This is a genomic window from Kytococcus schroeteri (assembly GCF_002847825.1).
Taxonomy (GTDB): Bacteria; Actinomycetota; Actinomycetes; order Actinomycetales; family Dermatophilaceae; genus Kytococcus; species Kytococcus schroeteri.
Genome location: NZ_PKIZ01000006.1, coordinates 56,293 through 80,707 on the forward strand (window position 1 = coordinate 56,293; position 24,415 = coordinate 80,707).

Sequence of the window (24,415 nt, forward strand, 5' to 3'; positions counted from 1 at the left end):
GGTCCCCGTCCCAGGAGGGCAGAATGCAGGCGATGACCGCGCAATCCCTGAGCCCCCGAGCGTCCCTCGCCAGGTCCGACGCCTCCGTGCCCGCCCGCCGGAGGGTGGCCGCCGCGGTGCGCGCCATGATCACGGCCGGCGAGATCGGGCCCGGCGAGCATCTCCGGGAGCTGGACCTGGCCGGCCGGCTGGGGGTCTCCCGCAACACCCTGCGCGAGGGCTTCCGCGAGCTGGCCGGCGACGGCCTGGTGCGCCACGAGCCCAACCGTGGCGTGTTCGTGGCCGCCCCCACCGCCGAGGACGTGCGCCGCCTCTACACCGCCCGCCGCATCCTGGAGTGCGGCGTGCTGCACGAGCAGGCCCGCACCCATGCCCTCAGCGGGCCCGGCGTCGCGGCCGAGGTGCTCGACGTGACCGCCCGTGCCCTCCACGCCGCGGAGCGCCAGGAGTGGCGCTTGGTGGGCGACCTCAACATGGACTTCCACGCCGCCGTGGTGCGCCTGGGTGGCTCGGCGGTGCTCGATGCGGCCGCGGCCCCCCTCCTGGCGCACGCCCGCCTGGCCTTCCGCTCCCTCGACCTGCCTGGTGCGCTCCACGCCCACTTCGTGGAGACCAACCGGAGCCTGGCCGAGACGATGCGCGACGGCGCCTGGGAGCAGGCGGCCGGGGACATGCGCTCCTACCTGCTGGCCGCCGAGGCCGAGCTCCTCGAGGGCCTGGGCTGACCGCCACGGGGGCCCGGTCGCCGGTCCGCGGCACCGCGTGCAGCGGGCGTGGCGCAGGTCACTATCCTGTGCCCGTCCCCTGGTGAAGAGAGGTGCCATGAACGAGCCGTCCGCCGCCGCCACCGAGGCGACGCCCGAGGCGCCCCCCGCGGACGTGGGGGAGGCCCACATCGACCTCATGGAGGGCTTCGACGCCCGCTCCGTGGAGTCCTGGGAGGCCAGCGCCGCCGCCGTCGTCAACAAGCCGCGCGGCGAGGGGCGCCAGTTGAGCGTCGAGGACGCGGTCGACTCGCTGCGCACCCGCACCCTGGACGACTACCGCGTGGAGCCGCTCTACACCGGCGCGAGCTCCCCGTCGGTGCCGCTGGAGGCGCCGGGCGAGTTCCCCTTCACCCGGGGCGGGTCCGTGCGACCGGCCGAGCTGCCGTGGGACGTGCGCCAGGCCTTCGACGACCCCGACGCCGCCCGCACTGCCGAGCAGGTGGCGGCCGATCTCGAGCACGGCGTGAGCTCGGTGCACCTCGTGGTGGGGCGCACCGGCATCGCGCCCGAGCAGCTGGCCACCGCGCTGGAGCCGGTGCTCACCGACCTCGCGCCGGTCTCGCTGGCCGCCCCCGACCGCCACGCCTCCATCGCCGGGGCGCGGGCGCTCGCCGACCTCCTCGCCGGCCGCGAGGTGCTCACCCAGGCCCCCGAGGCCTCGGCACAGGGCTCCTTCGGTCTCGACCCGGTGGGCCACGCCGCGGTGGAGGGGCACGAGGGCCCGGTGACGCTGGACGAGGACTCCCTCGCCGTGGTGCGCGCCGCCCTCGACCTCGCCGAGGGGCGCGACCTGGCCCCGATGCGGGCGGTCACCGTGGACACGCTGCCGTGGCACGAGGCGGGCGCCTCCAACGTGCAGGAGCTCGCCGCCGCGGTGGCCACCGGCATCGCCACCGTGCGCCTGCTGGTGGGCGCCGGCATCGCGGCCCGGGACGCCTTCCGGCTCGTCGAGTTCCGCGTCTCGGCCACCCAGCAGCAGTTCCAGACCATCGCCCGCCTGCGCGCCCTGCGTCGGCTGTGGGCGCACGTGGCCGAGCAGGTGGCCACCGCCGAGGGGGCCGACTGGCACCGCGACCCGGCCGTGGCCGCCGCCCGCCAGCACGCCGTCACCGGCCGCCGCATCATCACGCGCGACGACCCGAGCGTGAACATCCTGCGCGGCACCATCGCGTGCTTCGCCGCCGCCGCCGGCGGGGCCGAGGCGATCACCGTGCTGCCCTACGACACCGCCGCCGGCCTGCCCGACGCGCACAGCCGCCGCGTGGCCCGCAACACCCAGACCCTGTTGGCCGCCGAGGCCCACGTGGGTGCGGTGACCGACCCGGCCGGTGGCGCGTGGTTCGTGGAGTCGCTCACCGACCACTACGTGGACCTGGCCTGGAGGTACGTCCAGGGCCTGGAGTCCGGGGGCGGCCTGGCCGATGCCGGTATGCGCGCCCTGCTGCGCAGGAACGTGGTGGCCGTGGACCAGATGCGTCTGGACCGGCTGGCCACCCGCGAGCTGGGCCTCACCGGCGTCTCGATGTTCCCACTGGCCGGCGAGGTGCCGCTGCAGCGCACTCCCCGCGCCGAGGCGGTGGCCCCCACGGGCACCGACGCCGCCACCGGCCAGGAGGCCGCCGCCGAGTTGGCCCTGCCGCGCAGCTGGGACTCGCTGCCCTTCGAGATGCTCCGCGACCGCACCGCGGCCACCGCCCTGGAGGCCGAGCGGCCCACCGTGGCGCTGGTGTGCGTGGGGGCCCGCAAGGACTTCGGTCCGCGCGAGACCTTCGCCGCCAACGTGCTCGGCGTGGCCGGCATCGTGCCGGTGGCCGTGGAGGTGGACCCCGCCGCCGACGACCTGGACGCGGCCGTGGCCGACGCGCTGCACGCCGCCTTCGAGCAGCGCGTGCCGCCGGTGGCCGTCGTGGCCGCCGCGCCGGCCGCCAACGCCGAGCACGGCGAGGCCGTGGCCGCCGCCCTCCGTGGGGCGGGCGTGGGGGGCGTCGTGGTGGCCGGCAAGGCCTCCGAGCTGCCCTCGGCGGACTCGTCGGTGGCCACCGGCGACGACGTCATCGCCTTCCTCACCCAGCTCCTCGACGCGATGGGAGTCTCCCGATGAGTGCCCCGACCCAGCAGCCCGGCGTGCCGGCGGGCTTCCCGGCGTTCCACGACGTGCCGGCCCCGGAGCGCCGCACCGAGGCGGCGACCCCGGCCGACGCCGAGCGCGCCATCGGCGAGAACCGCACCGGTGCCGATCTCGAGAGTCGAGTCCCGCACCGGTGCGGAACTGGTGCCGAGCGCGCCCCGTGGACCACGCCCGAGGGCATCGACGTGCCCCCGGTGTACGACGCCTCCGACCTGGCCGGCCTGGACTTCCTCGACACGGTGCCCGGTGCCCCGCCCTACCTGCGCGGCCCGTACCCCACCATGTACGTCAACCAGCCGTGGACGGTGCGCCAGTACGCCGGCTTCTCCACCGCGCAGGAGTCCAACGCGTTCTACCGCCGCAACCTGGCCGCCGGGCAGAAGGGCCTCTCGGTGGCCTTCGACCTGGCCACCCACCGCGGCTACGACTCCGACCACCCCCGCGTGGCCGGTGACGTGGGCATGGCCGGCGTGGCCATCGACTCCATCCTGGACATGCGCCAGCTGTTCGACGGCATCCCGCTGGACCGCATGAGCGTGTCCATGACCATGAACGGCGCGGTGCTGCCCATCCTGGCGCTCTACGTCGTCGCGGCCGAGGAGCAGGGGGTGAGCCAGGGCCAGCTCTCGGGGACCATCCAGAACGACATCCTCAAGGAGTTCATGGTCCGCAACACCTACATCTACCCGCCCGAGCCGTCGATGCGGATCATCAGCGACATCTTCGCCCACACCAGTGCGCACATGCCGCGGTTCAACTCGATCTCCATCTCCGGGTACCACATCCAGGAGGCCGGGGCCACGCAGGACCTCGAGCTGGCGTACACGCTGGCCGACGGCGTGGAGTACCTGCGCGCCGGCATCGAGGCCGGGCTGGACGTCGACACCTTCGCGCCGCGCCTGAGCTTCTTCTGGGCCATCGGCATGAACTTCTCGATGGAGGTGGCCAAGCTCCGCGCGGCCCGGCTGCTCTGGGCGCGCCTGGTGCGGCAGTTCGAGCCGAGGAACCCCAAGTCGATGTCGCTGCGCACCCACAGCCAGACCTCCGGCTGGTCGCTGACCGCCCAGGACGTCTACAACAACGTGGTGCGTACCTGCATCGAGGCCATGGCCGCCACGCAGGGGCACACGCAGAGCCTGCACACCAATGCCCTGGACGAGGCGATCGCGCTGCCCACGGACTTCTCCGCCCGCATCGCGCGCAACACCCAGCTGCTGCTGCAGCAGGAGTCCGGCACCACCCAGACCGTGGACCCGTGGGGCGGCAGCGCGTACATCGAGACGCTCACCCACGACCTCGCGCAGCGGGCGTGGGCGCACATCCAGGAGGTGGAGGCCGCCGGCGGCATGGCCCAGGCCATCGAGGCCGGGCTGCCCAAGCTCCGCATCGAGGAGGCCGCCGCCCGCACCCAGGCGCGACTGGACTCCGGCCGCCAGGCGCTGGTGGGCGTGAACCTCTACCCGGTGGACGAGGACGAGCCCATCGAGATCCTCAAGGTGGACAACGCCCGCGTGCGCGCCGAGCAGCTGGAGAAGCTGCAGCGGCTGCGCGCCGAGCGCGACGAGGACGCCTGCCGGGCCGCGCTGACCGCGCTCACCGAGGGGGCACGCGGTGACGGCAACCTGCTGGCCCTGTGCATCGAGGCCGCCCGGGCGCACGCCACCGTGGGCGAGATGAGCGACGCGATGGAGGAGGTCTTCGGCCGCTACACCGCGCAGATCCGTACGATCTCCGGTGTGTACAGCAAGGAGGCCGGCGACGACGCCGCCATCGACGCCGCCCGCGAGGCCGTGGAGGCCTTCGCCGAGGAGGACGGCCGTCGCCCGCGCATCCTCGTGGCCAAGATGGGCCAGGACGGGCACGACCGCGGCCAGAAGGTGGTGGCCACCGCGTACGCCGACCTCGGCTTCGACGTGGACGTGGGCCCGCTCTTCCAGACCCCGCAGGAGGTGGCACGTCAGGCCGTGGAGGCCGACGTGCACGTGGTGGGCGTGTCCTCGTTGGCGGCCGGGCACCTCACCCTCGTGCCGGCGCTGCGGGCCGAGCTCGACGCGCTCGACGGCCAGGACGTGTGCATCGTGGTCGGTGGCGTGATCCCCGAGCAGGACTTCGCCGAGCTGCGCGAGGCCGGGGCGGACGCGATCTACCCGCCGGGCACCGTCATCGCGAAGGCGGCGGTGGACCTCATCGGGACGCTGCGTCGCAAGGCCGGGCACGCCACCGACCCCACCGGCGCCTGACCGTGACGGCGGTGGACCCGGCGGCGCTGGCCGAGGGCGTCCTGGCGGGCAACCGCCGGGCCGTCGCGCGCGCCATCACGCTGGTGGAGTCGATGCGGCCGGACCGCCGCGAGCCGGCCAAGGAGCTGCTGCGCCGCATCGCGCCGGCCACGGGGGGCGCCGTGCGCGTGGGCATCTCGGGCATCCCCGGGGCGGGCAAGTCCACCACCATCGACGCCCTGGGGCAGCGCCTCATCGACGCCGGGCACCGCGTGGGCGTGGTGGCGGTGGACCCCTCCAGCGCCCGCACCGGCGGCTCCATCCTGGGCGACCGGACCCGGATGGGGGCGCTGGCCGCCCGCGACGAGGCGTTCGTGCGGCCCAGCCCCACCGGCGACCACCTCGGCGGCGTCGCCCGGGCCACCCGCGAGTCGATGCTCGTGCTGGAGGCCGCGGGCTACGACGTGGTGGTCGTGGAGACCGTGGGCGTGGGGCAGTCCGAGGTGGCCGTGGCCGGCATGGTGGACACCTTCCTGCTGCTCGGTCTGGCCCGCGGCGGTGACCAGCTACAGGGCATCAAGCGGGGCATCCTCGAGATGGCCGACGTGGTGGCCATCAACAAGGCCGACGGCGACCACGCCCCGGAGGCCCGCGTGGCCGCCCGCGACCTGCGGCAGGCGCTGCACCTCATGCGACCGGAGGACACCCCGGTGGTGCTCACCTGCTCCGCGGTCACCGGCGACGGGCTCGACGAGCTGTGGCAGGCCGTGCTCGACCACCGGGAGGGGCTCGTCTCGGCCGGGCGGCTGGAGACGCGGCGGGCGGCCCAGCAGCGGGACTGGATGTGGTCCATGGTCGATGCCGAGCTGCGTGCCGCCGCGCGGACCACGCCGTCCGTGGCGGAGGGCCGGGGCGCGTGGGAGGGCGCGGTCACCCGCGGGGAGCTCGACGCCACCGAGGCAGCGGCGCGCGTCATCGAGGCACTGCGGGAGGACTGGACCGCTGCCACACGGCATCGCCGTTGACCGTGACCAGGGCGGTGTGGGAGGGCTCGTCGGTGATGCCGGCGAGGTACCGCTCGAAGTCGGGGAAGCCGGTGGCCAGGGCCACGCGGACGCCGTCGGGGTCGGCGGTCCGTACGGCGCAGGTGGCGTCGCCCTCGACCTGGCAGGACACCTCGGCGGCGGGGTCGACGTCGCGGGCCCGCCCCACGAGGTCGAGCCACCAGTCCACCGTCTCGCCGTCCACGGCCGGCTGGTGGGCCACGAGTCGCGCGTCGGCCGCGGGCATGTCGTAGACCACGCCGGCGGTGGAGGTCGGGCGGCTCCGGGTGCTCCCGGTCGCGTCCTCAGTGGGGTCCTCCGGGGTGTACTCGAGGCGAGGAGCCAGCTGGTCGGCGTGGTCGACGGCCGAGGGGGTGAGCGTCCACAGGCGGTGGTCGGCCCACTCGCGCGGGGTGGCGTCCGGGCCCAGGTCCTCCACCTCCTGGACGCCGGGCAGCTCGCGCAGTGGGTCGCGCTCGGCGGTGGCCCGCTCGGTCGGCGTGGCTCCGGGGTCACCCGCGTGCGTTCCGTGCTGCAGCCACATCGCCAGGCCGCCGAGCAGCAGCGCCACCGCCACCAGGGCCAGGACGAGGCGGCGGGCGCGCGTCGTCGCGGCGGCGGGGTCGGTCGGCATCCGCAGAGGGTAGGTGCGCGGCCCGGTCCGGCCCCAATCGGTGCATGGGGGCGTGGCCCGGTCCGGCCCCAATCGGTGCGTGGCGGGATCGTGGCACCTCCGAGGCTCCCCGGGCGTGGGAGTGCCCTCGCGGGAGGGGTGTCCTATCAGCTGATAGGTCGACCGATTCCCAGTCGCCCGCCTGCGTTTCGGTCGACCTATCGCGCGATAGGTCACGTCTCCATGGGGTCACCCCTGACGTCGCCCCGGGCCGCCGTCGCCCCGGGCCGCCGCCGCCACCGCGCGGAGCTGTGTGACGCCCTGCCGGCCGCGGTGCATCCCCGCCTGTGGACGACGCGCGGCGTGGGGCCGGCCTGTGGTGCGACGCTGGCCCGGTGGGCGGGCAGAAGGCACGGGCGGCGCGCAGGGCGAGGCGACGTGAGGAGCTGCGGCAGCAACGGTGGCAGGCCGCGGTCAGCGCAGCGACGGCGCTCGCGTGCGAGGGCGGCCGCGCAGCGGTGACGACGCGGGCCCTGGTGGCGCGGGTCGGGTTCAGCCAACCGGTCCTCTACGAGTCCATCGGGTCCATGGCCGACCTGTGGGAGGAGGTGACGCGGCGCGCCGTGCAGGTGCTGGGCGACGAGCTCGAGGTCCTCGACGGGCTCCCCACCCCCGAGGCCTTCCTGCTGCACCTCGTGTGGTTCGCCCGTGAGCGGCCGGGGCTCCACGACGCGATCTGGGTCGACGGGGTGGCTCCACCGTGGCTGACCGACTGGCTCGTCGAGAGCCGGGAGGCCGTCGGTGGTCCGCCCGCATCCACCTCGGGCGGGGTGCGGGCGCAGGCGGTCATCGCACTGGCGACGGTCCAGGGGCTCGTGCTGCGGGAGCGGTCGGGTCCCGGGTCGCCCGAGGAGTCCCGGGCCGCCGTCGCCGAGCTCGTCGCGCTGCTGGGGTGGACGGACCCTCAGGCGGCGCGCCAGTAGGCCAGCGCCGTCACGCGCTCCTTGGGCACGCCGACCTCCTTGCGCAGGTGCTTGCCCAGCTCGCGGCAGGTGGCGGCCTCCGGGGCCAGCCAGAACCAGTCGTCGGCCGGGTCGTGGCCGGCCTCCCGGCGGGCGGCCACGGCGGAGGTCACGGCATCGGGCAGGTGGCGGCCGGTGCCGCGCTCCAGGCGGTGCACCTCCACGTCCACCCGTGACGTGACGTGGATGCGCTGCTCGGAGGCGTCCTGCACCTCGAGCCAGACGGTGGCCGGTGTGGTGGGCAGCGCGTCGAGCACGGTGCGGATCGCCGGGATGCTCGCCGCGTCGCCCACCAGGTGCAGGTGCTCCACCTCGCCGTCGGGGGCGCGGAAGCCGGTGCCCTGCACGGTGGCCTCGAGCTCCAGGCCCGGTGCGGCGCCGGCCAAGGTGCGGGCGGCCACGCCGTCGTGCACGTGCACCTCGATGCTGAAGGTGCCGTCGGCCTGCGGGTCGATGACCGTGTAGGCGCGCTGGTGGGGCTTGCCGCGGTCGTCGGTGAACCACAGCCGCACCCACATGGTGGGGTGCCACTCCACGGCCCGCAGCAGCTCGGCGCCTTCGAGCCGGAGCCGCACGAAGGTGGGGGTGACCTGTGTGGACTCGAGCACGCGGACCCGGAAGTCCTTGGCGCCGTAGACCTTCAGGACGGCGCCCTGCCAGCCGCGATGCATGTGCTTCCTCCGTGGGATCGGGACCCGCCGCGCGGGAGTGCTGTTGAGGCAAGCCTAACCTGTGTGGCAGGGTGCGGCCTCGGTCACGTGGCCGACCCGGCCATGCGGCCCGGTGTCCGCCCCACCCCGCCGGTCGGTGGCCGCACCGTCCCCCGCATCGACCAGGAAGGCACGCATGTTCCTCACCTCCGCCTCCGGCCCGGCCTACGCCGACGCCGTGCAGCAGGCCGCGCAGCTGGTGCAACGCCACCTGGGGCGCACCGACCGCCCCGCCACCGGTGGGCGTGCCGCCCCCGTGGACGAGGTGGTGGCGCGCGTCGAGGGGGTCGACCTCGACACCCCCGCCCCCGGCGGCCTGGCCGAGGTGCTGCAGGAGGTCGACGACCTGTTCGTGCGCGACAGCATCGCCTTCGCCGACCCCCGATACGTGGCGCACCTGAACTGCCCGGTGACCCTGAGCTCCGTGGCCGCCGACGTGGTGACCAGCGCGCTCAACCCGTCCGTGGACACCTGGGACCAGAGCGTGGGTGCCACCGCCATGGAGTGCCGCCTCGTGGAGTGGACCTGCGAGCGCCTCGGCCTGGTGGCCGGCGACGGCGTGTTCACCCCCGGGGGCACCCTGAGCAACCTGCAGGCCCTGGTGGTGGCCCGCGGCGAGGCGCTGGCGGCCGGGCACGACCTGGCCGACCTGCGCATCCTCACCAGTGCGCACAGCCACTTCAGCATCCTCAAGGCCGCGCGCCTGCTGGGTCTGGCGCCCGATGCCGTGGTGCCCGTGCCGCTGGCCGACCACCGCATCGACCCGGTCGCCCTGGCCGTTACCGTCGACCGGGTGCGCGCCGCCGGCCACGCCGTGATGGCGGTGGTGGCCACCGCCGGCACCACCGACCTGGGCGTCGTGGACCCCCTCGAGGAGGTGGGTCGCGTGTGCCGCCGGGCGGGGGTGTGGCTGCACGTCGACGCCGCGTACGGCGGGGGCCTGCTGGCCAGCCGTCGGCGCCGGGGGCTGCTGGCCGGCATCGAGCAGGCCGACTCGGTGACCGTGGACTTCCACAAGACCTTCTTCGTGCCCGTCTCGGCCAGCGCCGTGCTGGTGCGCGACCCCTCCACCCTGCGCCACGTGACCCACCACGCGGCGTACCTCAACCCGGCCACCGCCAGCGTGCCCAACCAGGTGGACAAGTCCCTGCAGACCACGCGGCGCTTCGACGCGCTCAAACTGTGGATGACGCTGCGCACCGATGGCGCGGACGCCCTGGGGGAGGCGTTCGACACCGCCATCGACAACGCGCACGCCGTGGCCCAGCTGCTGGACGCCGACCCGGACTTCGAGATCGCGGCCGTGCCGCAGCTGTCCACCGTGGTGTTCCGGTACGCCCCGGCGCACCTGTCGGACTCCGCAGTGGACGTGCTGAACCCGCGCATCCGTGAGGAGCTCTTCGCCGACGGCGGGGCCATCGTGGCCGGGACGACCTTCGAGGGGCGGCCGTGGCTGAAGTTCACGGTGCTCAACCCGGCGAGCACGCCGGAGGTGCTGGCCGACGTGGTGGAGACCCTCCGCGAGACCGGGCGGATGCTCGCGCCGGTGGTGGGCGAGACCGCCGGAATGGCCCTCGAGCGCGAGGCGGCGGCCCGATGAGCAGCGCCCTGCGTTCCGCCCCGGTGGCCGGGTCCGCCCCGGCCGGTGCCCCCGTCCACGACGTGCTCGTCATCGGCGCCGGGCCGTTCGGCCTCGGGCTGGCGGCCCTGGCCGACGGCATCGCAGACGCCCCGCGCGGCGGTGCCGGCGCGCCGTCCGGCGGTGCAGCCCCGCTCGACCTGCGCGTGCTCGACGCGGCCCCCGGGTTCCGCTGGCACGGCGGCATGCTCATCGAGGGGGCGACGCTGCAGGTGCCCTTCCTGGCCGACCTCGTCACCCTCGCCGACCCGACCAACCGGTGGAGCTTCCTCAACTGGCTGAAGCAGACCGGCCGGTTGTACCCCTTCTACATCCGCGAGGACTTCGCCCCGCTGCGCGCCGAGTACGACGCGTACTGCCGCTGGGTCGCCGAGGGCCTGCGCGCCCCGTCCGGGGAGCCGACCGTGGAGTTCGGCCGCGAGGTGGTGCGGGTGGTCTTCGACGAGGCCGCCGACGCGTTCGCGGTGACCTCCGTCGCGAGCCGTCGAGGCGCGGACGGCTGCCCCGTCGACCAGGGCACCGACTCCGCCACCGCGGCCGCCCCTCGCACCGCAGCCGTCGACGCCACCGAGCGCACGGACCTCACCCGACACCTCGTGCTCGCCACGGGTACCCGGCCGCGCGTGCCCGCACCGGCCCGGGCCCTCGTCGGCGAGGACGCCCCCGGGGCCGCGGCCCACCTGCACTCCTCGCAGTACATGCACCGTCGCGAGCACCTGGCCGGCGCCGAGCACGTCACCGTCATCGGCTCTGGGCAGTCGGCAGCCGAGATCTTCCTCGACCAGCTGGAGCGGCTCGACCTGGGCCGGCAGCACCTCAGCTGGCTCACGCGCTCGCCCCGCTTCTTCCCGATGGAGTACACCAAGCTCACCCTGGAAATGACCTCCCCGGAGTACACGCGCTACTTCCACGGCCTGCCCCAGTCCGAGCGCGACCGGCTGGGGCGCCAGAACCTGCCGCTGTACAAGGGCATCTCGGGCGACCTGGTGAACGCCATCCACGAGGCGCTGTACCGCCGCCGCGTGGAACGCGGTGCCGACCTGCCGGTGACCATGCGGACCGCCTGCGCCCTGGAGTCCAGCGAGCTCGTGGGCGACACCGCCCACCTGGCCTGGCGCCACACCGAGACCGGGACCCCCTTCACCACCACCTCGGACGCGACCGTCCTGGCCACCGGGTACGAGCACTGGGTGCCGGACTTCCTGGAGCCGGTGCGTGACCGCATCTCCTGGCTGCCCGACGGCCGGTACGACGTGGCGCTGGACTTCACCGTGGACGCCGCCCGCCGCATCCGTGTGCTCAACGGCGAGGAACACACGCACGGTCTGTCGGCGCCCGACCTGGGCATGGGCCCGTGGCGTGCCGCGCAGGTGCTCAACGACCTCACCGGCCGGGAGCTGTTCGCCGTCGAGCAGCAGATCGCCTTCCAGCAGTTCGGCGCGCCGGACCCGAGCGCTCCGTCCGCCGGGTCCGGCCTGGTCGCTGGGACCCAGGCCGCGTCCACCGATGTCACGCCCACCGATGCCGCCTCCGTCGAGGCAGGGGACCAGGCATGAGCCCCACCCGCATCGAGGGCCCCGTGGTCACCTGGACCGAGCTCACGGGCGAGCTCGTCGACACCCACGCGCCGCTGCTGCAGCGGTGGTTCGCCCACCCGCGCTCGCACTTCTGGGGCGCCTCCGAGCACACCGTGGAGCGCGTGGCCGCCGACTACGCCGCGGTGGACGCCGCCGACCACCAGTGGGCCTGGCTGGGCACGGTGGACGGCGAGCCGATGGTGCTGGCCGAGACCTACGACCCCCGCCGCCACCCGCTGGCCGACCAGGCCACCGCCGTGGGCCTCGACCTGGTGGACGGCGACTGGGGCATGCACCTGCTCGTCGCCCCGCCCGCGCCCGACGCCACGGGTGAGCCCGCGCACCGGCCGGGGCTCACCGCATCGGCCATGACCGGTGTGGTGCGCGACCTGTGCCTGGGCCACCACGGTGCCCGCCGGGTGGTGGTGGAGCCCGACGTGGGCAACGACCGCATCCGTGCGCTCAACCGGCGCGTCGGGTTCCGCGAGCTGGGCGAGGTGACCTTCACCGACGGGGGCAACCCCAAGAGCGCGATGCTCTCGCTGCTGCGCCGCGAGGAGTTCGTGGACGTGCTCCCCGCCGACTCTCCCACCGCTCCCGCAGCGTCGTCCCGCCGGCCTGCGGCGGTCTCCCTCACCCCGCCGCACCTGGCCCCCGGCCCGATGCGGTGGGCCCACCGCCACGTGGCCGCCAAGGCACTCGGCGAGTTCGCCCACGAGCGCATCCTCGAGCCGACCGACCTCGGCGACGGCTGGTACGCGGTCACCTCCGATGACGGTGCCGCCACCTACCGTTACCGCGCCACCCGCCATGCGCTCGAGCACTGGGTGGTGGACCCCGACAGCATCGAGGTGGTGCGCGGTGAGGTGTCCGAGGAGGTCGACGCCCAGCGCCTGGTCACACGGGTGCGGCGGCGGGCCGGCATCCCCGACCACCTGCTGGGCACCTACCTGGAGGAGGTGGCCGCCACGCTGGCTGGCGCCGCGTGGAAGCGCGTGCACCGTGCCCTGCCGGCGGCCGACCTGGTGGGCGCCGACTTCCAGCAGGTGGAGGCCGCCATGACCGAGGGCCACCCGGCGTTCGTGGCCAACAACGGACGCATCGGCTGGTCGCTGGCCGACCACGAGCGCTACGCCCCCGAGGCCGGGCAGCGTGTGGAGGTGCTGTGGCTGGCCGTGGCCCGCGGGGCCGCGCACCTGTCTCTTGGCGCCGGTCGCACCGAGGAGGCGCACTGGGCCGCGGAGTTCGACGCCCCCACGCGCGACCGCTTCGCGGCGACCCTGCGCGCCGCGGGCCACGACCCGGCCGACTACCTCTACCTGCCGGTGCACCCCTGGCAGTGGGAGCACAAGGTGGCCGTGACCTTCGCGCCCGAGGTGGCGCGGGGCGCCATCGTGCCGCTGGGGCCGGCCGACGGTTACCAGGCCCAGCAGTCCATCCGCACCTTCCTCAACACCGACGCCCCCGAGCGGTGCTACGTGAAGACCGCGCTCTCGGTGCAGAACATGGGCTTCCTGCGCGGTCTCTCGCCGGCGTACATGCAGGTGACGCCGGCCATCAACGACTGGGTGCACACCGTGGTCTCGGGCGATCCGGCGCTCGCGGGGGACCCGTCCCACCCGGACCGCACCGACGCGCTGCCCACCGCCCGCGGCGGCTGCGGCCTGACCGTGCTCCGGGAGCTGGCCGCCATCGGCTACACCGGCGACGCCTACCACGAGGCCAACCTGTCCGGTCCCGCGCCGGCGCAGCGCAAGATGCTCGCCGCGCTCTGGCGCGAGTCGCCGGTGCCGCAGCTGCAGCCGGGGGAGACCCTCGGCACGCTCGCCGCGGTGCTGCACACCGACCACGCCGGCCACCACCTGGCCAGCGCGATGGTGCGCGCCTCCGGGCTGGAGCCGGCCGAGTGGGTGCGCCGCCTGCTGCACGCCTACCTGCGCCCCGTGGTGCACTGCCTGACCGTTCATCGCCTGGCCTTCATGCCGCACACCGAGAACGTGATCATGGTGTGGCGCGACGGGTCCCCGGTGCGCGCGGTCTTCAAGGACATCGGCGAGGAGGTGGCCGTGTTCGCCGGTCCCCGGGCCGGGGGCGACCCGGCCGCCGTGCCCGAGGAGGCGCGCCGCATCGTGGTGGACGTGCCGGCGGACGAGGCCGCCCTGGCGGTGTTCACCGACGTGTACGACGGCGTGCTGCGCTTCCTGGCAGCGCGCCTGGAGGCCGACGGGCTGCTCACCGGCGAGGAGTTCTGGGGCCTGGTGCGCGAGTGCGTCCAGCAGCACCGGTCCGAGTTCCCCGAGCACCACTGGGTGGACCTGCTGGCCGGCGAGTTCGCGCACTCGTGCCTCAACCGGCTGCAGCTGCGCAACACCCTGCAGATGGTGGACCTGGCCGACCAGAGCTCCTCCCTGCTGTACTCCGGCACCCTCCCCAACCCCGCCGGGAGGCAGGCATGACCGGCACGCCCAGCACCAGCACGACGCCCCAGCCGGGCCACCCGCACGACCCGCCCCGTCCGCACGACGTGCCCAGCCCACCCACGCCGCCCCGCGGCGAGGCGCGCCGCGACGCCGCGGGCGTCCCGCACGTGGTGGCCGCCACGGAGCCCGACCTGCTCCACACCCAGGGCTGGGTGACCGCCCGCGACCGCACCTGGCAGCTCGTCAGCGACCGCTGGCGCGCCCACGGCACCTGGGCCGAGGCGGTGCACCACCTGCGTGCCGCCGGGACCGAGGTGGCCGCCCCCGTGGCCGGCACCGCGGCCGAGTGGGACCGGTTCGCCCACCGCATCGGCGTCCGCGCCACCGCTGAGAGATCCCTGGCCGCCCTCACGCCGGAGACCCGGGAGTGGGTGGAGCACTACGCCGAGGGCGTGCGCGACGGGCTGGCCACGGTGGCCGCCGCGGACGTGCCCGAGCTGCGTGCCTTGGTCGGCCGCGACGCGGGCCGCGTGCCCGGTTTCGAAGCGGTCTCGCCGGACGCGGACCCGCTCGACTGGCGCGCCTGGGACGCCGCCGACTGCCTGGCCGTCTTCTGGCTGCAGCAGGTGCTCTTCGGCGACTGGCCGCACCAGCTCTGGCGCGAGCACGTCACCGAGCAGCTCGGTCCGGAGTGGGTGGACTGGCTGGCCGCTGACCCGAGCGCGCAGGCGTCGGGGTCCAACGCCATCGGCGTCGTGGGGGCCCGCTCGGCCACCGGGGCGCCGCTCCTGGCCAGCGACCCGCACCGCCTCCTGGAGGCCCCGAACGTCTACCAGCAGGTGCGCCTCACCGTGGAGCCGAGCGGTGGGAGCGAGGGGCCGGGCCTCGACGTGGCCGGCCTGGCCTTCCCCGGCGTGCCGGGGGTGCAGCACGTGGGTCACGCCGGGTCGGTGGCCTGGTGCATCACCAACGCGATGGCCCGCACCCAGCAGCTCGTCCCGCTCTCGTCGGACGACCGCGCCGTGACGACGCCCGGCACCACCCTGACGGAGTCCGGCGCCACCACCGGCGCTGCATCCGTGACCCGCCTCTGGGGCCGCCCCGGGGACCCGGGCGCGCGAGCGGTCCGACAGGCCGCAGACCTCTCCCCGGGGCTCGGGTTCGAGGCCCTGCCCCGGCTGTTCCACGCCCGCACCGCCCAGGACGCGATGACCGCCTGGGACCACTGGGTGGAGCCGGCCAACTGCGTGCTCGTCGCCGATGTGGACTCCCTGTGGGAGGGCGTTGCCGGCCGTCCGTTGGGGGTCCTCGACGTGGCTCGCCCGGAGGCGGCCCCGGCCACTGGCCCCACCCCGTCCGGCGACGGTGCGGGCCCGTCCGCATGGTCGACCCACCAGCCGTGGCGCCGGGTGGAGGGCGTCGCCGTCCACGCCAACCACCGCCGCGACCAGACGGCCGCCTGGGGCGAGGCCTTCGCACCGCCCCACCGGGCCGACCGCATCCGAGAGCTCCTGTGCGCCGAACCTCTGGTCACCGGCGAGGACCTGAGCCGGATCCAACTCGACACCCGGTCGCAGGGCCTGCTGAACCTGCTGCGTCTCACGGGCGTCGTCGTGGGTGGCGTCCCCGACGCCCCGGGGCGTCCGAGCGTTCTCGGCGCGCCTGACCACCCCGTCGCCAAGGCGCTCGCGAACTTCGACGGCCACATGGACCCCGAGTCCGACCTGGCCCTGCTCGCATGGCGCTGGCGCACGGCCCTGGCCCGCCGGGTGGCTGCCCTGCCCGCGTTGGCGCCGCTGCACGAGGACTCCTCCGTCACCGCCGCCGCGCGGGCCGAGTTCCCGGCCCTGTTCGAGCCGTGGCTCGACGTGACGGCGCGGGTCGGCCTGGGGCTGGAGTCCCTCGCCGCCGCGCTGCCCGAGGAGCTGCGCACCTGCGCCCGTCAGGCCTTGGACGACGTGGCCGATCACCTCCCCACCGCGGACCGGGCCGCTGACCGCTGGGGCGCCGAGCACCAGGCCTTCGGACTGCACGCGCTGGGCTGGCCGGTGCCGCTCGGCCCCGTGGGCGGAGACGTGGACTGCGTCGCCGCCACCTCCAGCGTGCCGGGTCGCACCGCATCGACCGTGCGTGGACCGGTCTGCCGCGCGGTCCTGGACCTCGCGGACCCGGGCGCCAGCCGGTGGGCCGTCCCCCTGGGTGCTCACGGCGTGCTCGACGTCCCCACCGCGCGGAACCAGACCGAGGCGTGGCGCACCGGGGAACTGCTGCCCGTGTTCAGTCAGCCGGACTCCGCGCCGCCGCCTCCGGAGCTGGTCTTCACGCCCGTGGTCCCAGAGGTGGACGGGCCAGTGATCCACGCCTGGGCCACCGAGCACCGCGGACGCTTCTGGGGCATGGGCGACTACTCCGTGCAGGACGTGGTGGAGGTGTACACGTGGCTTGACGCGAGCCCCCACCACCACGCGTGGATGGTGACCCACGAGGGGCAGCCGGTCGCCCTGTGGCAGACCTACGACCCTGCCCACGACCCGGTGGGGGAGGGCTACGAGGTGCGCCCCGGCGACGTGGGCATGCACCTGATGGTCGGCCCCCGCCGGCACGGCATCGCTGAGCTGCCGGCGCTGGTGGGTGCCCAGGGCGCGGCGATGGTGTTCGCCGACCCCGGCGCGCTCCGGCTGGTGGCCGAGCCCGACCAGCGCAACACGCCCGCCGTGCAGCGGCTGGTGCAGGCCGGCTTCACCCTTGGGCCCGTGGTGGACCTGGGGCACAAGGTGGCGCAGTTCGCCTTCCTCGAGCGCCCGCCGGGCGGCGTACTGGCCTGACCCGGTCACGCACTCCCCGGGGCCGCGGGCACCGGCACGCAGCGTCTCGATCTCCCTGTGGCTGGTCATGGGTGTGCTGTGTGGAAGTGGACGGTCGTGGCGCCGTCGGGTCCGGTCGTGGTGGTGTGCGTGTACCGGGGGTCGTCCAGGCGGCGGTGGTGTCGTCCGCACAACGGGATGGCATTGGCCAGGTCGGTCCCGCCACCGGTGTCCTTCGCCCCGCGGTCACCGCGGTGATCGGGGTGATCGGGGTGATCGGGGTCGTTCCTGGGTGGTGCCGTACCGGCCCCGGTGCCCGGTGGCGGCCCCTCGGCTGCTGCCCGGGGCGTCCTGCGGGGTGTCCAAGGCGTGTCGTGATGGATCTCGCACCAGGCGAACGGTCGATCACAGTGCTCCTCGGCGCACGTGGAGTAGGTGACCGCGAGGGCCTTGCGTTGGGAGTCGGTGAACACCCGGGTCTGCCGGCCCAGGTCCAGGACGGCCGAGTCGCTGCCCATGACCACCGGGACGATCCCGGCCGTGGCGGCCAGGCGGCGGACCTGCCCGGCCGAGACCTCCTCGTCGTGGTCGGTGACCCCGACCCGGTCAGTGACCCCGCGGAGGGTGTCCAGGTCGGTGCGCACCAGCAGGATCGCGGTCGAGGGTGTGGACAGGTGGTCGGTGGGCAGGTGGGAGACGAGCTCGGCGAAGGCCTTGCCCTGCTCGTGGGCCCAGTCCACCTCACGCTCGCCCCACGGCAAACCCTCCTGCCCGTCGGCGGTCGCGGTGGTGGTGGTCCGGTGGCGTGCGAGTCGGCGGGGGCTGGTCATGGCCTGCAGGACCTTGGCCAGCATCCGGCCCTGGAGGACCGGGAGGGTGAACCGTCCGGTCATCGTCCCGTCACCCTCCTCGCGGATCCAGAACGACGCGGCCGCCCACGCCTTGTCCTCCTGGGCAGCCACCCGGGTGTTCTCGTGGGTGTCAGCCACGGCGGTGGTGTACCCGAGGTCCTCCAGGACGCGGCGTGCCGCGCGCCGCAACGCCCGCACCGAGAGCTTCTGGGCCCTGACCGTGAGGACCTCCTCGGCGCGCAACCGCTCGGCGGGGGTCACGTGGTCGGGCAGGGCCTCGAGCTCACGGACGACGACCAGGGCCCGGTCGGCATCCACCAACCCCGCGTCCACCGCGCGAGCCAACGGACGCAGCACCCGATCACCGGCCGGACCACCACCCGTGCCACCGCCGGCACCGTCAATACTGGGACCGGGCTGCCCGGTGGCCTGGCCGGGCGCAACGGGCGGGGGCTCGGCCAGGGCACCGGCGAGCTCGGCCTCCCGGCGGGTCTGCCCCGCGGCACGCCCGGTCTTGGCCGCGACGAACTGCGCGTCGTCGTCGTGGGCCACCCGCCCCGCCTGGCGGGCGGCGCGTAGGACGTCGAACGACCGTCCTCGCACCCGCTCACCCCGGGCCGCCACCCTGGCTGCTTCCGTGGTCAGCCAGTCCAGCTCGACCGGGCCCACCGGCAGGCCCTCCTGGCCCGCGGCAGCGGCCAACGCCGACAACACCCGCCCCACCGCGGAGTCCAACCCCGCGAACGCCTCCACGACCTCACCCCACACCACCGCGGCAGCAGGGCCACCACCCCCACCGGGCACCGGCGTCTCGTTCGTCGTCCTGGGCACGGGCACCACCCCCTCGATGGCCAACCACTGGTCGAACCCCCTGTCCAACCACCTACCCCCACACTAGTACACATAACCGACCTACTGCAACCCCACCATCGAACATGTGGACGACCTGATGCACGCGCCCGCACCACCACCCACCCTGTGGACAACCCCCCCTCGCGCCCTCGCCGGCCTCGCCCTCCGGGGTGACCGTGACACGGCGCTGGCCAGGCATGCCGCCGCCGCGGCCGCCGCCCTGGGGATCGTCCGCCCGGAGGGGTCGGGTGAGTGGGTGGTCACCTGCGTCGCCCTCGGTGTGGGAGCCCTCGTGGGCCAGTGGTCCCGCCTCGACGCGGGCCGGGCCAGAACCGCTCCGCCTCAGTGCCTCCCGTCCCGCCAGGGGGACGCCGGGTAGGTGCCCAGCACGCGCGTGTCGGTGGTGAAGAAGGTCAGCTCCTCCAGCGCCCCGGCCAGGGCAGGCTCCTCGGGGTGGCCGTCCACCTCGGCGAGGAACATCGTGGCCGTGAACCGCCCGTCGAGCATGTAGCTCTCCAGCTTGGTCATGTTGATGCCGCTGGTGGCAAAGGCGCCCAGCGCCTTGTACAGGGCGGCCGGGTGGTTGCGCACGGTGAACACGAACGTGGTCACCAGCGGCCCGGCGTCGCGCGGCGGCACGACGGCCTCGCGGCTGAGCACCACGAACCGGGTGGTGTTGTGCGCGGCGTCCTCCACGCCCTCGGCCAGCACCTGCAGCCCGTGGATCTCCGCGGCCAGCGGCGGGGCGAGTGCCGCCCGGGCGGGGTCGCCGGCCTCGGCCACCTCGCGGGCGGCGCCCGCGGTGTCGCCGGCCACCACGGTGTCCCAGCCGTGCTCGCGGATGATGTGGCGGCACTGCCCCAGCGCGTGCACGTGGCTGGCCACGGTGCGCACCCCGTCCAGCGTGGCGCCGGGAAGGCCCAGGAGCGAGAACCGGATGCGCAGGAAGTGCTCGCCCACGATGTGCAGCCCGCTGGCCGGCAGCAGGTGGTGGATGTCCGCCACGCGCCCGGCCAGGGAGTTGTCGATGGGGATGACGGCCAGCTCGCACTCGCCGTCGGTCACCCGCGTGAAGGCCTCCTCGAAGGAGGCGCAGGGCACCGTCTGTGCGTCCGGGTGGTTCTCGCGGACGACGAGGTGTGAGTTGGACCCGGGCTCTCCCTGGATGGCGATGTGCTGCATCGTCAGATCGTTCCACGCGCAGTCGGTGCCGACTGCCAGACTGCCTCCACGCCCTCCTCCCGCGTCGCCCACGACGCCTCCGCCCTCGCCGGATCGACCCCGTCATCGAGGTCCGGGGCCTGGTCAAGGCCCTCGGCCACGCGCGGGCCCTGGACGGCCTGGACCACACGGTCGCCCCCGGCGAGGTGCACGGATTCCTGGGCCCCAACGGGGCGGGCAAGTCCACCACCATCCGCGTCCTGCTGGGCCTGATGCGGGCCGATGCGGGCACCGTCCGCCTCTTCGGCGGGGACCCGTGGGCCGATGCCGCGGCCCTGCCCCGGGTGCTCGAGGGGCGTGTGGCCGGCACCGACACCTCGGTGGGGTGATGGCCAACGAGTTCGCCATGGTCGTGGCCTTCGGGGCGGATGCCCGGGGTGCGGCGGTCTACGGTGCCGGCCTGTTCGGTCTGGGGTTGGGCCACGCCGCTGGGCTGGGTGGACCAGGCCCGTGCCTTCGGGGACGCCCGCTGGTGGCCGGTGGGCCTGCTGCTGGTGACTGCCACGTTCCTCGTGGCCGCGGCGGTGGCGCTGCACGCCCGCCGTGACGTGGACGCCGCCCTGCTGCGCGCCCGCCCGCGCCCGGACCGCGCGTCGTCCCTGCTGCGCACCCCGTTCGGGCTGGCGCTGCACGAGCACCGTGGGGCCCTGCTGGGCTGGACCCTCGGGCCCTTCGTGCTGGTGGCCGCCGGGTTCGCGGGCTTCCGGCGCCGCGACGTCCCGCGCGGCTGAGCGGCGCCCGCCGCCCCCTCACTCCACCCGCACGCGCCCGTCCTCGTCGAGGTCCACGGTCTGCACCTCCACCAGCACCGGGTGGTCGTGGTCGCCGTCGCGCACCTCGCCGGTCCACCAGCTGGCCTCCAGCTCCTCCCCGTCCACCCGCAGCAGCGCCACGTTGTTGGTGAACCACGGCCCGGCCACGTCGCGCCACCGCCAGGGCTGCGCCGGCACGTGCGCCGAGCGCCCCGCCATCGCCCCCAGCGGCACGGCCAGTCCGTGGGCCAGCACGGCCGTCGCGTAGCGCATCACGGTGGGCAGCGGGTTGCGGATGGGGCTGCACACCAGCTGCAGCACGCGCATCTCCGGCGCCTCCCCGGCGGCCGCCTGGGCCCGCTCGTCGTCGGTGAGGTCGTGGTCGTCCAGCAGCGACGCGGACTCCACCTCGGACACGTACGAGTGGTGCACGTCGCCACTGAGGAAGAGCACGGACCGCGGCACCGGCCCCCGCTCACCGCGCGCCAGCTCGCCCACCATCGCGCACACGCGCAGGAACGAGGCGTGGAACGCCGCCCAGTGCTCCAGGTCCACGGTGGTGCGCAGCCACTCGGCCACGGCCGCGGCGCGCTCCCCGAAGACCCCGTTGCCCACGGCCTCGTTCCACGCCTCCAGGTGGTGCAGGCCGCGCGGCAGCAGGAAGGGCAGCGAGGTGCCCACCACCACGTGCTCGATGCCGTCGGCGCCCCGCAGCTGGTCGCTGAGCCACTGCATCTCGCGCTCGTCGAGCATCTGCCGCTCGCCCCGCTCCATCACCCGTGCGGCGCGGGAGTCCACCACGACCAGGCGGGTGGCGCCGATGTCGCGGGCGTAGGACCACCGGTAGGTGTCGGGGTGCTGGTCCACACGTTCGGCGAAGGCGTCGAGCACCTCGGTGACGTCCGGGTGGGGGTCGGTGCGCTGCCGCGAGACCACCTCCCGCCAGATCTCGTCCTGGGCGCGCTCGGCCACCGAGAGATTGCCCAGGTGCTGGTACACCCAGTACGAGCCCAGCGCCGCCACGATGCGGTCGTGCCACCAGTCGGTGGCCTCCATCTCCTCGCGCCAGGCGGCGGAGGTGTTCCAGTCGTCGCGCACGTCGTGGTCGTCGAAGATCATGAGGGTCGGCAGGCTGGCCAGCAGCCACCGCACCCACGGCTCGCCCCAGGCCAGGGAGTACAGGTGCGCGTACTCCTCGTAGTCGGCCAGCTCCTTGCCGGGCCCCTCGTCGAGCGAGCGGCGCGAGGCGATGAACTCCTGCATCGCCTCGCTCGTGGCGTCGGCGTACACCTGGTCGCCGAGCAGCAGCATCATCTCCGGCAGGGCGGGTGCGTCCTCCCGGCCGAGGGCGTTCGCCATGCCCAGGGTGCGCAGCGCGTCCACGCCGTGGGTGCGGTGCCCCTTCGCGTCGTGGCTCACCGAGGTGCGGCACGAGCCGAAGCCGAGGTCCACCGCGGCGCCGGGCGTCAGCGTGTTGAGCCGCGGCGCGGGGCGGGGGTCGTCGGCCTCGGGCCAGGCGCGGGCGTCGTCCACGAGCACCTCGTAGGTGCTGTCCAGGCCGGAAGGGAGCCCGGTGAGCTCCACGACGGCGTAGTGGTGCCCGTGCGCGCTGAAGGTGCTGGCCGATGCCGTGTGCTCCCCGGCGCGCACCTCCACCCGGGCGGGGGCGTCGGTCTCCACCCAGATCGCGGCGGACCCGTGGTCCACGTGGCGCAGCAGGGGGCCGATGACGATGGAGGCAGCCATGCGGCCAGTCTCGCAGCCACCGGGAGGTTGTCGGTGCCGGCTGCCACGCTGTGGGTTCAGCACCCTGGTGGCCACCGGGGCGCCGGCCACCAGCCCAGGAGGATGCCGTGTACCTGCCCGCCCAGCACGACGAGCCCACCACCCACGCCGAGTACGTCCGCCAGCTCGCGGAGTCGCTCCGGGCAAGCACGTACGGCCTCACCGAGGAGCAGGCCCGCCTCACGCCCTGCCGCAGCGCGCTGAGCATCGGCGGCCTGCTCAAGCACCTGGTGCACGTGTACGCCGAGGTCGTGGGCGCGGAGGTCGTGCACCCGGACCGGGTCCCGGCGGACCCGGTCGAGGCGTTCATGGCCAGCTTCACCCTCCGCGAGGACGAGACGCTCGCGCTGACCCTGGCCCGTTTCGACGAGGTGATGGAGGCCCTCGTGGAGAACCTGCGCACGGCCGACCCGGGCGAGGTGGTGGAGCAGCCGGCCATGCCCTGGTTCGGTGTGGACGCCCCTGCGCGGGTGTGCGCGCGCTACCAGCACGTGCACGTGGTGGAGGAGCTCGCGCGCCACGCCGGGCACGCCGACATCGTCCGGGAGCAGATCGACGGCGCGACCTCTCCGGAGCTGCTGCTCGCGGTCTGGGGCCAGCCGGGCAACGACTTCGTGCAGCCGTGGCGCCCGGCCGGGGAACGGGGCGCCTGATGCCCTCCTACCGCCTCGTCGCCGACGTGCTCGCCGTCCGGGGTGACACCCCGCCCTCGAAGGTGCTCGACATCGCCCGGGAGGTGGTGGGCCGCACCCACCTGGTGGAGAAGGTGTCCCTCGACATGCCCCGTGGCGTGCCCCAGGTGACCGTGCGCTGCGTGGTGGCCGAGTCCAACGACGACGCCGAGGACCACGAGGCGTTCGACTTGGCAGCGCGCTATCTCGCGGAGATGTCCGAGGTGGTCCAGATGCCCCGGGTGGAGGTCCGGCGGCGCGTCAAGGGGCGGTTCGTGCCCGTCAACCGCCCGCGCTGAGGGCGCCCGGGGCGTCCTGCCACCCCACCCCTCCCGGCGTGACCTGCATCACGCGGGGAGTAGGCTCGCGGCATGAAGATCGCGTTCCTGGGACTCGGAAACATGGGTGGCCCGATGGCCGCCAACCTCGTCAAGGCCGGCCACGAGGTCACGGGCTTCGACCCCGTGCCCGCCGCCCGTGAGACCGCGCAGGGCAACGGCGTCACCGTGGCCGAGAGCGGCGCGCAGGCCGTGGCCGACGCCGAGGTCGTCATCACGATGCTGCCCAACGGCCAGCTGGTGCTGGACTCCTACGGCGAGATCGTCCCGGCTGTGACCGGTCAGGACGTCCTGTTCATCGACTCCTCCACCATCGACGTGGAGTCTGCCCGCAAGGCCGCCGACATGGTGCGCGAGGCGGGCCACTCCAGCATCGACGCCCCGGTCTCCGGCGGTGTGGTGGGTTCCGAGGCCGGCACGCTCACCTTCATGGTCGGCGGCACCGACGAGGCCTTCTCCCGTGCCGAGCCGGTCCTGCAGGCCATGGGCCGCAAGATCGTGCACTGCGGCGGTGCGGGCAATGGCCAGGCCGCCAAGATCTGCAACAACATGCTGCTGGGTGTGCAGATGATCGCCGTCTCCGAGGCCTTCGTGCTCGGCGAGAAGCTCGGCCTGGACCCGCAGGCCTTCTTCGATGTCGCCTCCACCAGCTCCGGCCGCTGCTGGGCCCTGGACACCAACTGCCCGGTGCCGGGCCCGGTCGAGGGATCGCCGGCCAACCGCGACTTCGAGGGCGGCTTCGCCTCGGGCCTCATGCTCAAGGACCTGAACCTCGCGCAGGACGCCTCCGAGCTGGCCGGCGTGGACACCGCCTTCGGTCGAGCGGCCCGCGACGCCTACGAGCGCTTCGTCGACATCGACGGTCCCCGGCGCGACTTCGGGGCCGTCATCACCGCCATCGAGAGCGACACGCTCAACGGCTGACCGCACGGCACCGCCGCCCCGGCGGTGCCGTGGCGCCGGACCGGAGGGCCTCCACCCCGCCGGGGGTACCGGGCGGAGC

General features: G+C 74.6%; 18 protein-coding genes and 1 pseudogene. 14 read left to right on the plus strand and 5 right to left on the minus strand.

Translation table 11 applies throughout. The features are described 5' to 3' along the window. Positions 1-32 precede the first annotated feature (32 nt). The 4 genes from CYJ76_RS04335 (at position 33) to meaB (ending at position 6,139) form a co-directional block, all read left to right on the plus strand. Complete coding sequence (locus CYJ76_RS04335) at positions 33-725, plus strand: GntR family transcriptional regulator (RefSeq protein ID WP_180802207.1); 693 nt, start codon at positions 33-35, stop codon at positions 723-725. A 97-nt stretch (positions 726-822) separates the two neighbouring features. After that, entirely contained in the window at positions 823-2,868 is a 2,046-nt protein-coding gene (locus CYJ76_RS04340; RefSeq protein WP_101849360.1) for a methylmalonyl-CoA mutase family protein, read from the plus strand. Then, positions 2,865-5,135: a methylmalonyl-CoA mutase gene (gene scpA, locus CYJ76_RS04345; protein ID WP_101849361.1), complete on the plus strand. Its 2,271-nt coding sequence runs from the start codon at positions 2,865-2,867 to the stop codon at positions 5,133-5,135. Before CYJ76_RS04340 ends, scpA begins: the two co-directional genes overlap by 4 nt. An 11-nt stretch (positions 5,136-5,146) precedes the next feature. Then, positions 5,147-6,139 carry a methylmalonyl Co-A mutase-associated GTPase MeaB gene (meaB, locus tag CYJ76_RS04350; RefSeq protein WP_238138146.1) on the plus strand — a complete coding sequence of 331 codons (993 nt, stop codon included), beginning with the start codon at positions 5,147-5,149 and terminating at the stop codon, positions 6,137-6,139. Here the strand turns inward: meaB and CYJ76_RS04355 are convergent. After that, on the minus strand, positions 6,087-6,791 hold the full coding sequence (locus CYJ76_RS04355) for a hypothetical protein (RefSeq protein WP_070705703.1): 705 nt from the start codon (positions 6,789-6,791) through the stop codon (positions 6,087-6,089). The two genes, meaB and CYJ76_RS04355, sit on opposite strands and share 53 nt — an antisense overlap. 374 nt (positions 6,792-7,165) lie before the next feature. Between CYJ76_RS04355 and CYJ76_RS04360 the strand changes: the two genes are divergently transcribed. Further along, positions 7,166-7,753, plus strand: coding sequence for a TetR family transcriptional regulator (locus CYJ76_RS04360; RefSeq protein ID WP_168168435.1), 588 nt, complete (start codon positions 7,166-7,168; stop codon positions 7,751-7,753). Here the strand turns inward: CYJ76_RS04360 and CYJ76_RS04365 are convergent. Then, entirely contained in the window at positions 7,735-8,463 is a 729-nt protein-coding gene (locus tag CYJ76_RS04365) for a siderophore-interacting protein (protein ID WP_070704529.1), read from the minus strand. The two genes, CYJ76_RS04360 and CYJ76_RS04365, sit on opposite strands and share 19 nt — an antisense overlap. Positions 8,464-8,638: 175 nt before the next feature. On the opposite strand from CYJ76_RS04365, the gene CYJ76_RS04370 reads away from it, so the two are divergent. The 4 genes from CYJ76_RS04370 to CYJ76_RS04385 are packed head-to-tail and all read left to right on the plus strand — an operon-like array spanning position 8,639 to position 16,963. Beyond that, entirely contained in the window at positions 8,639-10,102 is a 1,464-nt protein-coding gene (locus CYJ76_RS04370) for a pyridoxal phosphate-dependent decarboxylase family protein (RefSeq protein WP_070704527.1), read from the plus strand. After that, entirely contained in the window at positions 10,099-11,697 is a 1,599-nt protein-coding gene (locus CYJ76_RS04375) for a lysine N(6)-hydroxylase/L-ornithine N(5)-oxygenase family protein (RefSeq protein ID WP_101849362.1), read from the plus strand. Before CYJ76_RS04370 ends, CYJ76_RS04375 begins: the two co-directional genes overlap by 4 nt. Further along, on the plus strand, positions 11,694-14,174 hold the full coding sequence (locus CYJ76_RS04380; RefSeq protein WP_101849363.1) for a GNAT family N-acetyltransferase: 2,481 nt from the start codon (positions 11,694-11,696) through the stop codon (positions 14,172-14,174). Before CYJ76_RS04375 ends, CYJ76_RS04380 begins: the two co-directional genes overlap by 4 nt. After that, positions 14,171-16,963: a GNAT family N-acetyltransferase gene (locus CYJ76_RS04385; protein ID WP_101849364.1), complete on the plus strand. Its 2,793-nt coding sequence runs from the start codon at positions 14,171-14,173 to the stop codon at positions 16,961-16,963. The genes CYJ76_RS04380 and CYJ76_RS04385 overlap by 4 nt, the downstream gene beginning before the upstream one ends. Before the next feature lie 65 nt (positions 16,964-17,028). Here the strand turns inward: CYJ76_RS04385 and CYJ76_RS04390 are convergent, their stop codons facing one another. Beyond that, the gene (locus CYJ76_RS04390; protein WP_180802208.1) at positions 17,029-18,624 is read right to left on the minus strand and encodes a DUF222 domain-containing protein; all 1,596 of its coding nucleotides are present in this window, start codon (positions 18,622-18,624) and stop codon (positions 17,029-17,031) included. Positions 18,625-18,987: 363 nt separating this feature from the next. Further along, positions 18,988-19,827, minus strand: a complete 840-nt coding sequence (locus CYJ76_RS04400) for a prephenate dehydratase (protein WP_101849367.1) — start codon at positions 19,825-19,827, stop codon at positions 18,988-18,990. A gap of 92 nt (positions 19,828-19,919) precedes the next feature. Between CYJ76_RS04400 and CYJ76_RS04405 the strand changes: the two are divergent. Further along, positions 19,920-20,156, plus strand: a pseudogene (locus tag CYJ76_RS04405) (ATP-binding cassette domain-containing protein); the annotation flags it as partial. A 147-nt stretch (positions 20,157-20,303) separates the two neighbouring features. Beyond that, positions 20,304-20,597, plus strand: a complete 294-nt coding sequence (locus CYJ76_RS04410; protein WP_144043033.1) for a hypothetical protein — start codon at positions 20,304-20,306, stop codon at positions 20,595-20,597. A gap of 18 nt (positions 20,598-20,615) precedes the next feature. Here the strand turns inward: CYJ76_RS04410 and CYJ76_RS04415 are convergent, their stop codons facing one another. Continuing rightward, positions 20,616-22,364, minus strand: a complete 1,749-nt coding sequence (locus CYJ76_RS04415) for a DUF7800 domain-containing protein (protein WP_101849369.1) — start codon at positions 22,362-22,364, stop codon at positions 20,616-20,618. A 107-nt stretch (positions 22,365-22,471) separates the two neighbouring features. On the opposite strand from CYJ76_RS04415, the gene CYJ76_RS04420 reads away from it, so the two are divergent. From CYJ76_RS04420 to mmsB, 3 genes are all read left to right on the plus strand, one after another. Further along, positions 22,472-23,056, plus strand: a complete 585-nt coding sequence (locus tag CYJ76_RS04420) for a mycothiol transferase (RefSeq protein ID WP_101849370.1) — start codon at positions 22,472-22,474, stop codon at positions 23,054-23,056. Continuing rightward, positions 23,056-23,373 carry a hypothetical protein gene (locus CYJ76_RS04425; protein WP_141494634.1) on the plus strand — a complete coding sequence of 106 codons (318 nt, stop codon included), beginning with the start codon at positions 23,056-23,058 and terminating at the stop codon, positions 23,371-23,373. Before CYJ76_RS04420 ends, CYJ76_RS04425 begins: the two co-directional genes overlap by 1 nt. Positions 23,374-23,445: 72 nt before the next feature. Continuing rightward, positions 23,446-24,336: a 3-hydroxyisobutyrate dehydrogenase gene (gene mmsB / locus CYJ76_RS04430; protein ID WP_070704492.1), complete on the plus strand. Its 891-nt coding sequence runs from the start codon at positions 23,446-23,448 to the stop codon at positions 24,334-24,336. The last annotated feature ends 79 nt before the right edge of the window (positions 24,337-24,415 follow it).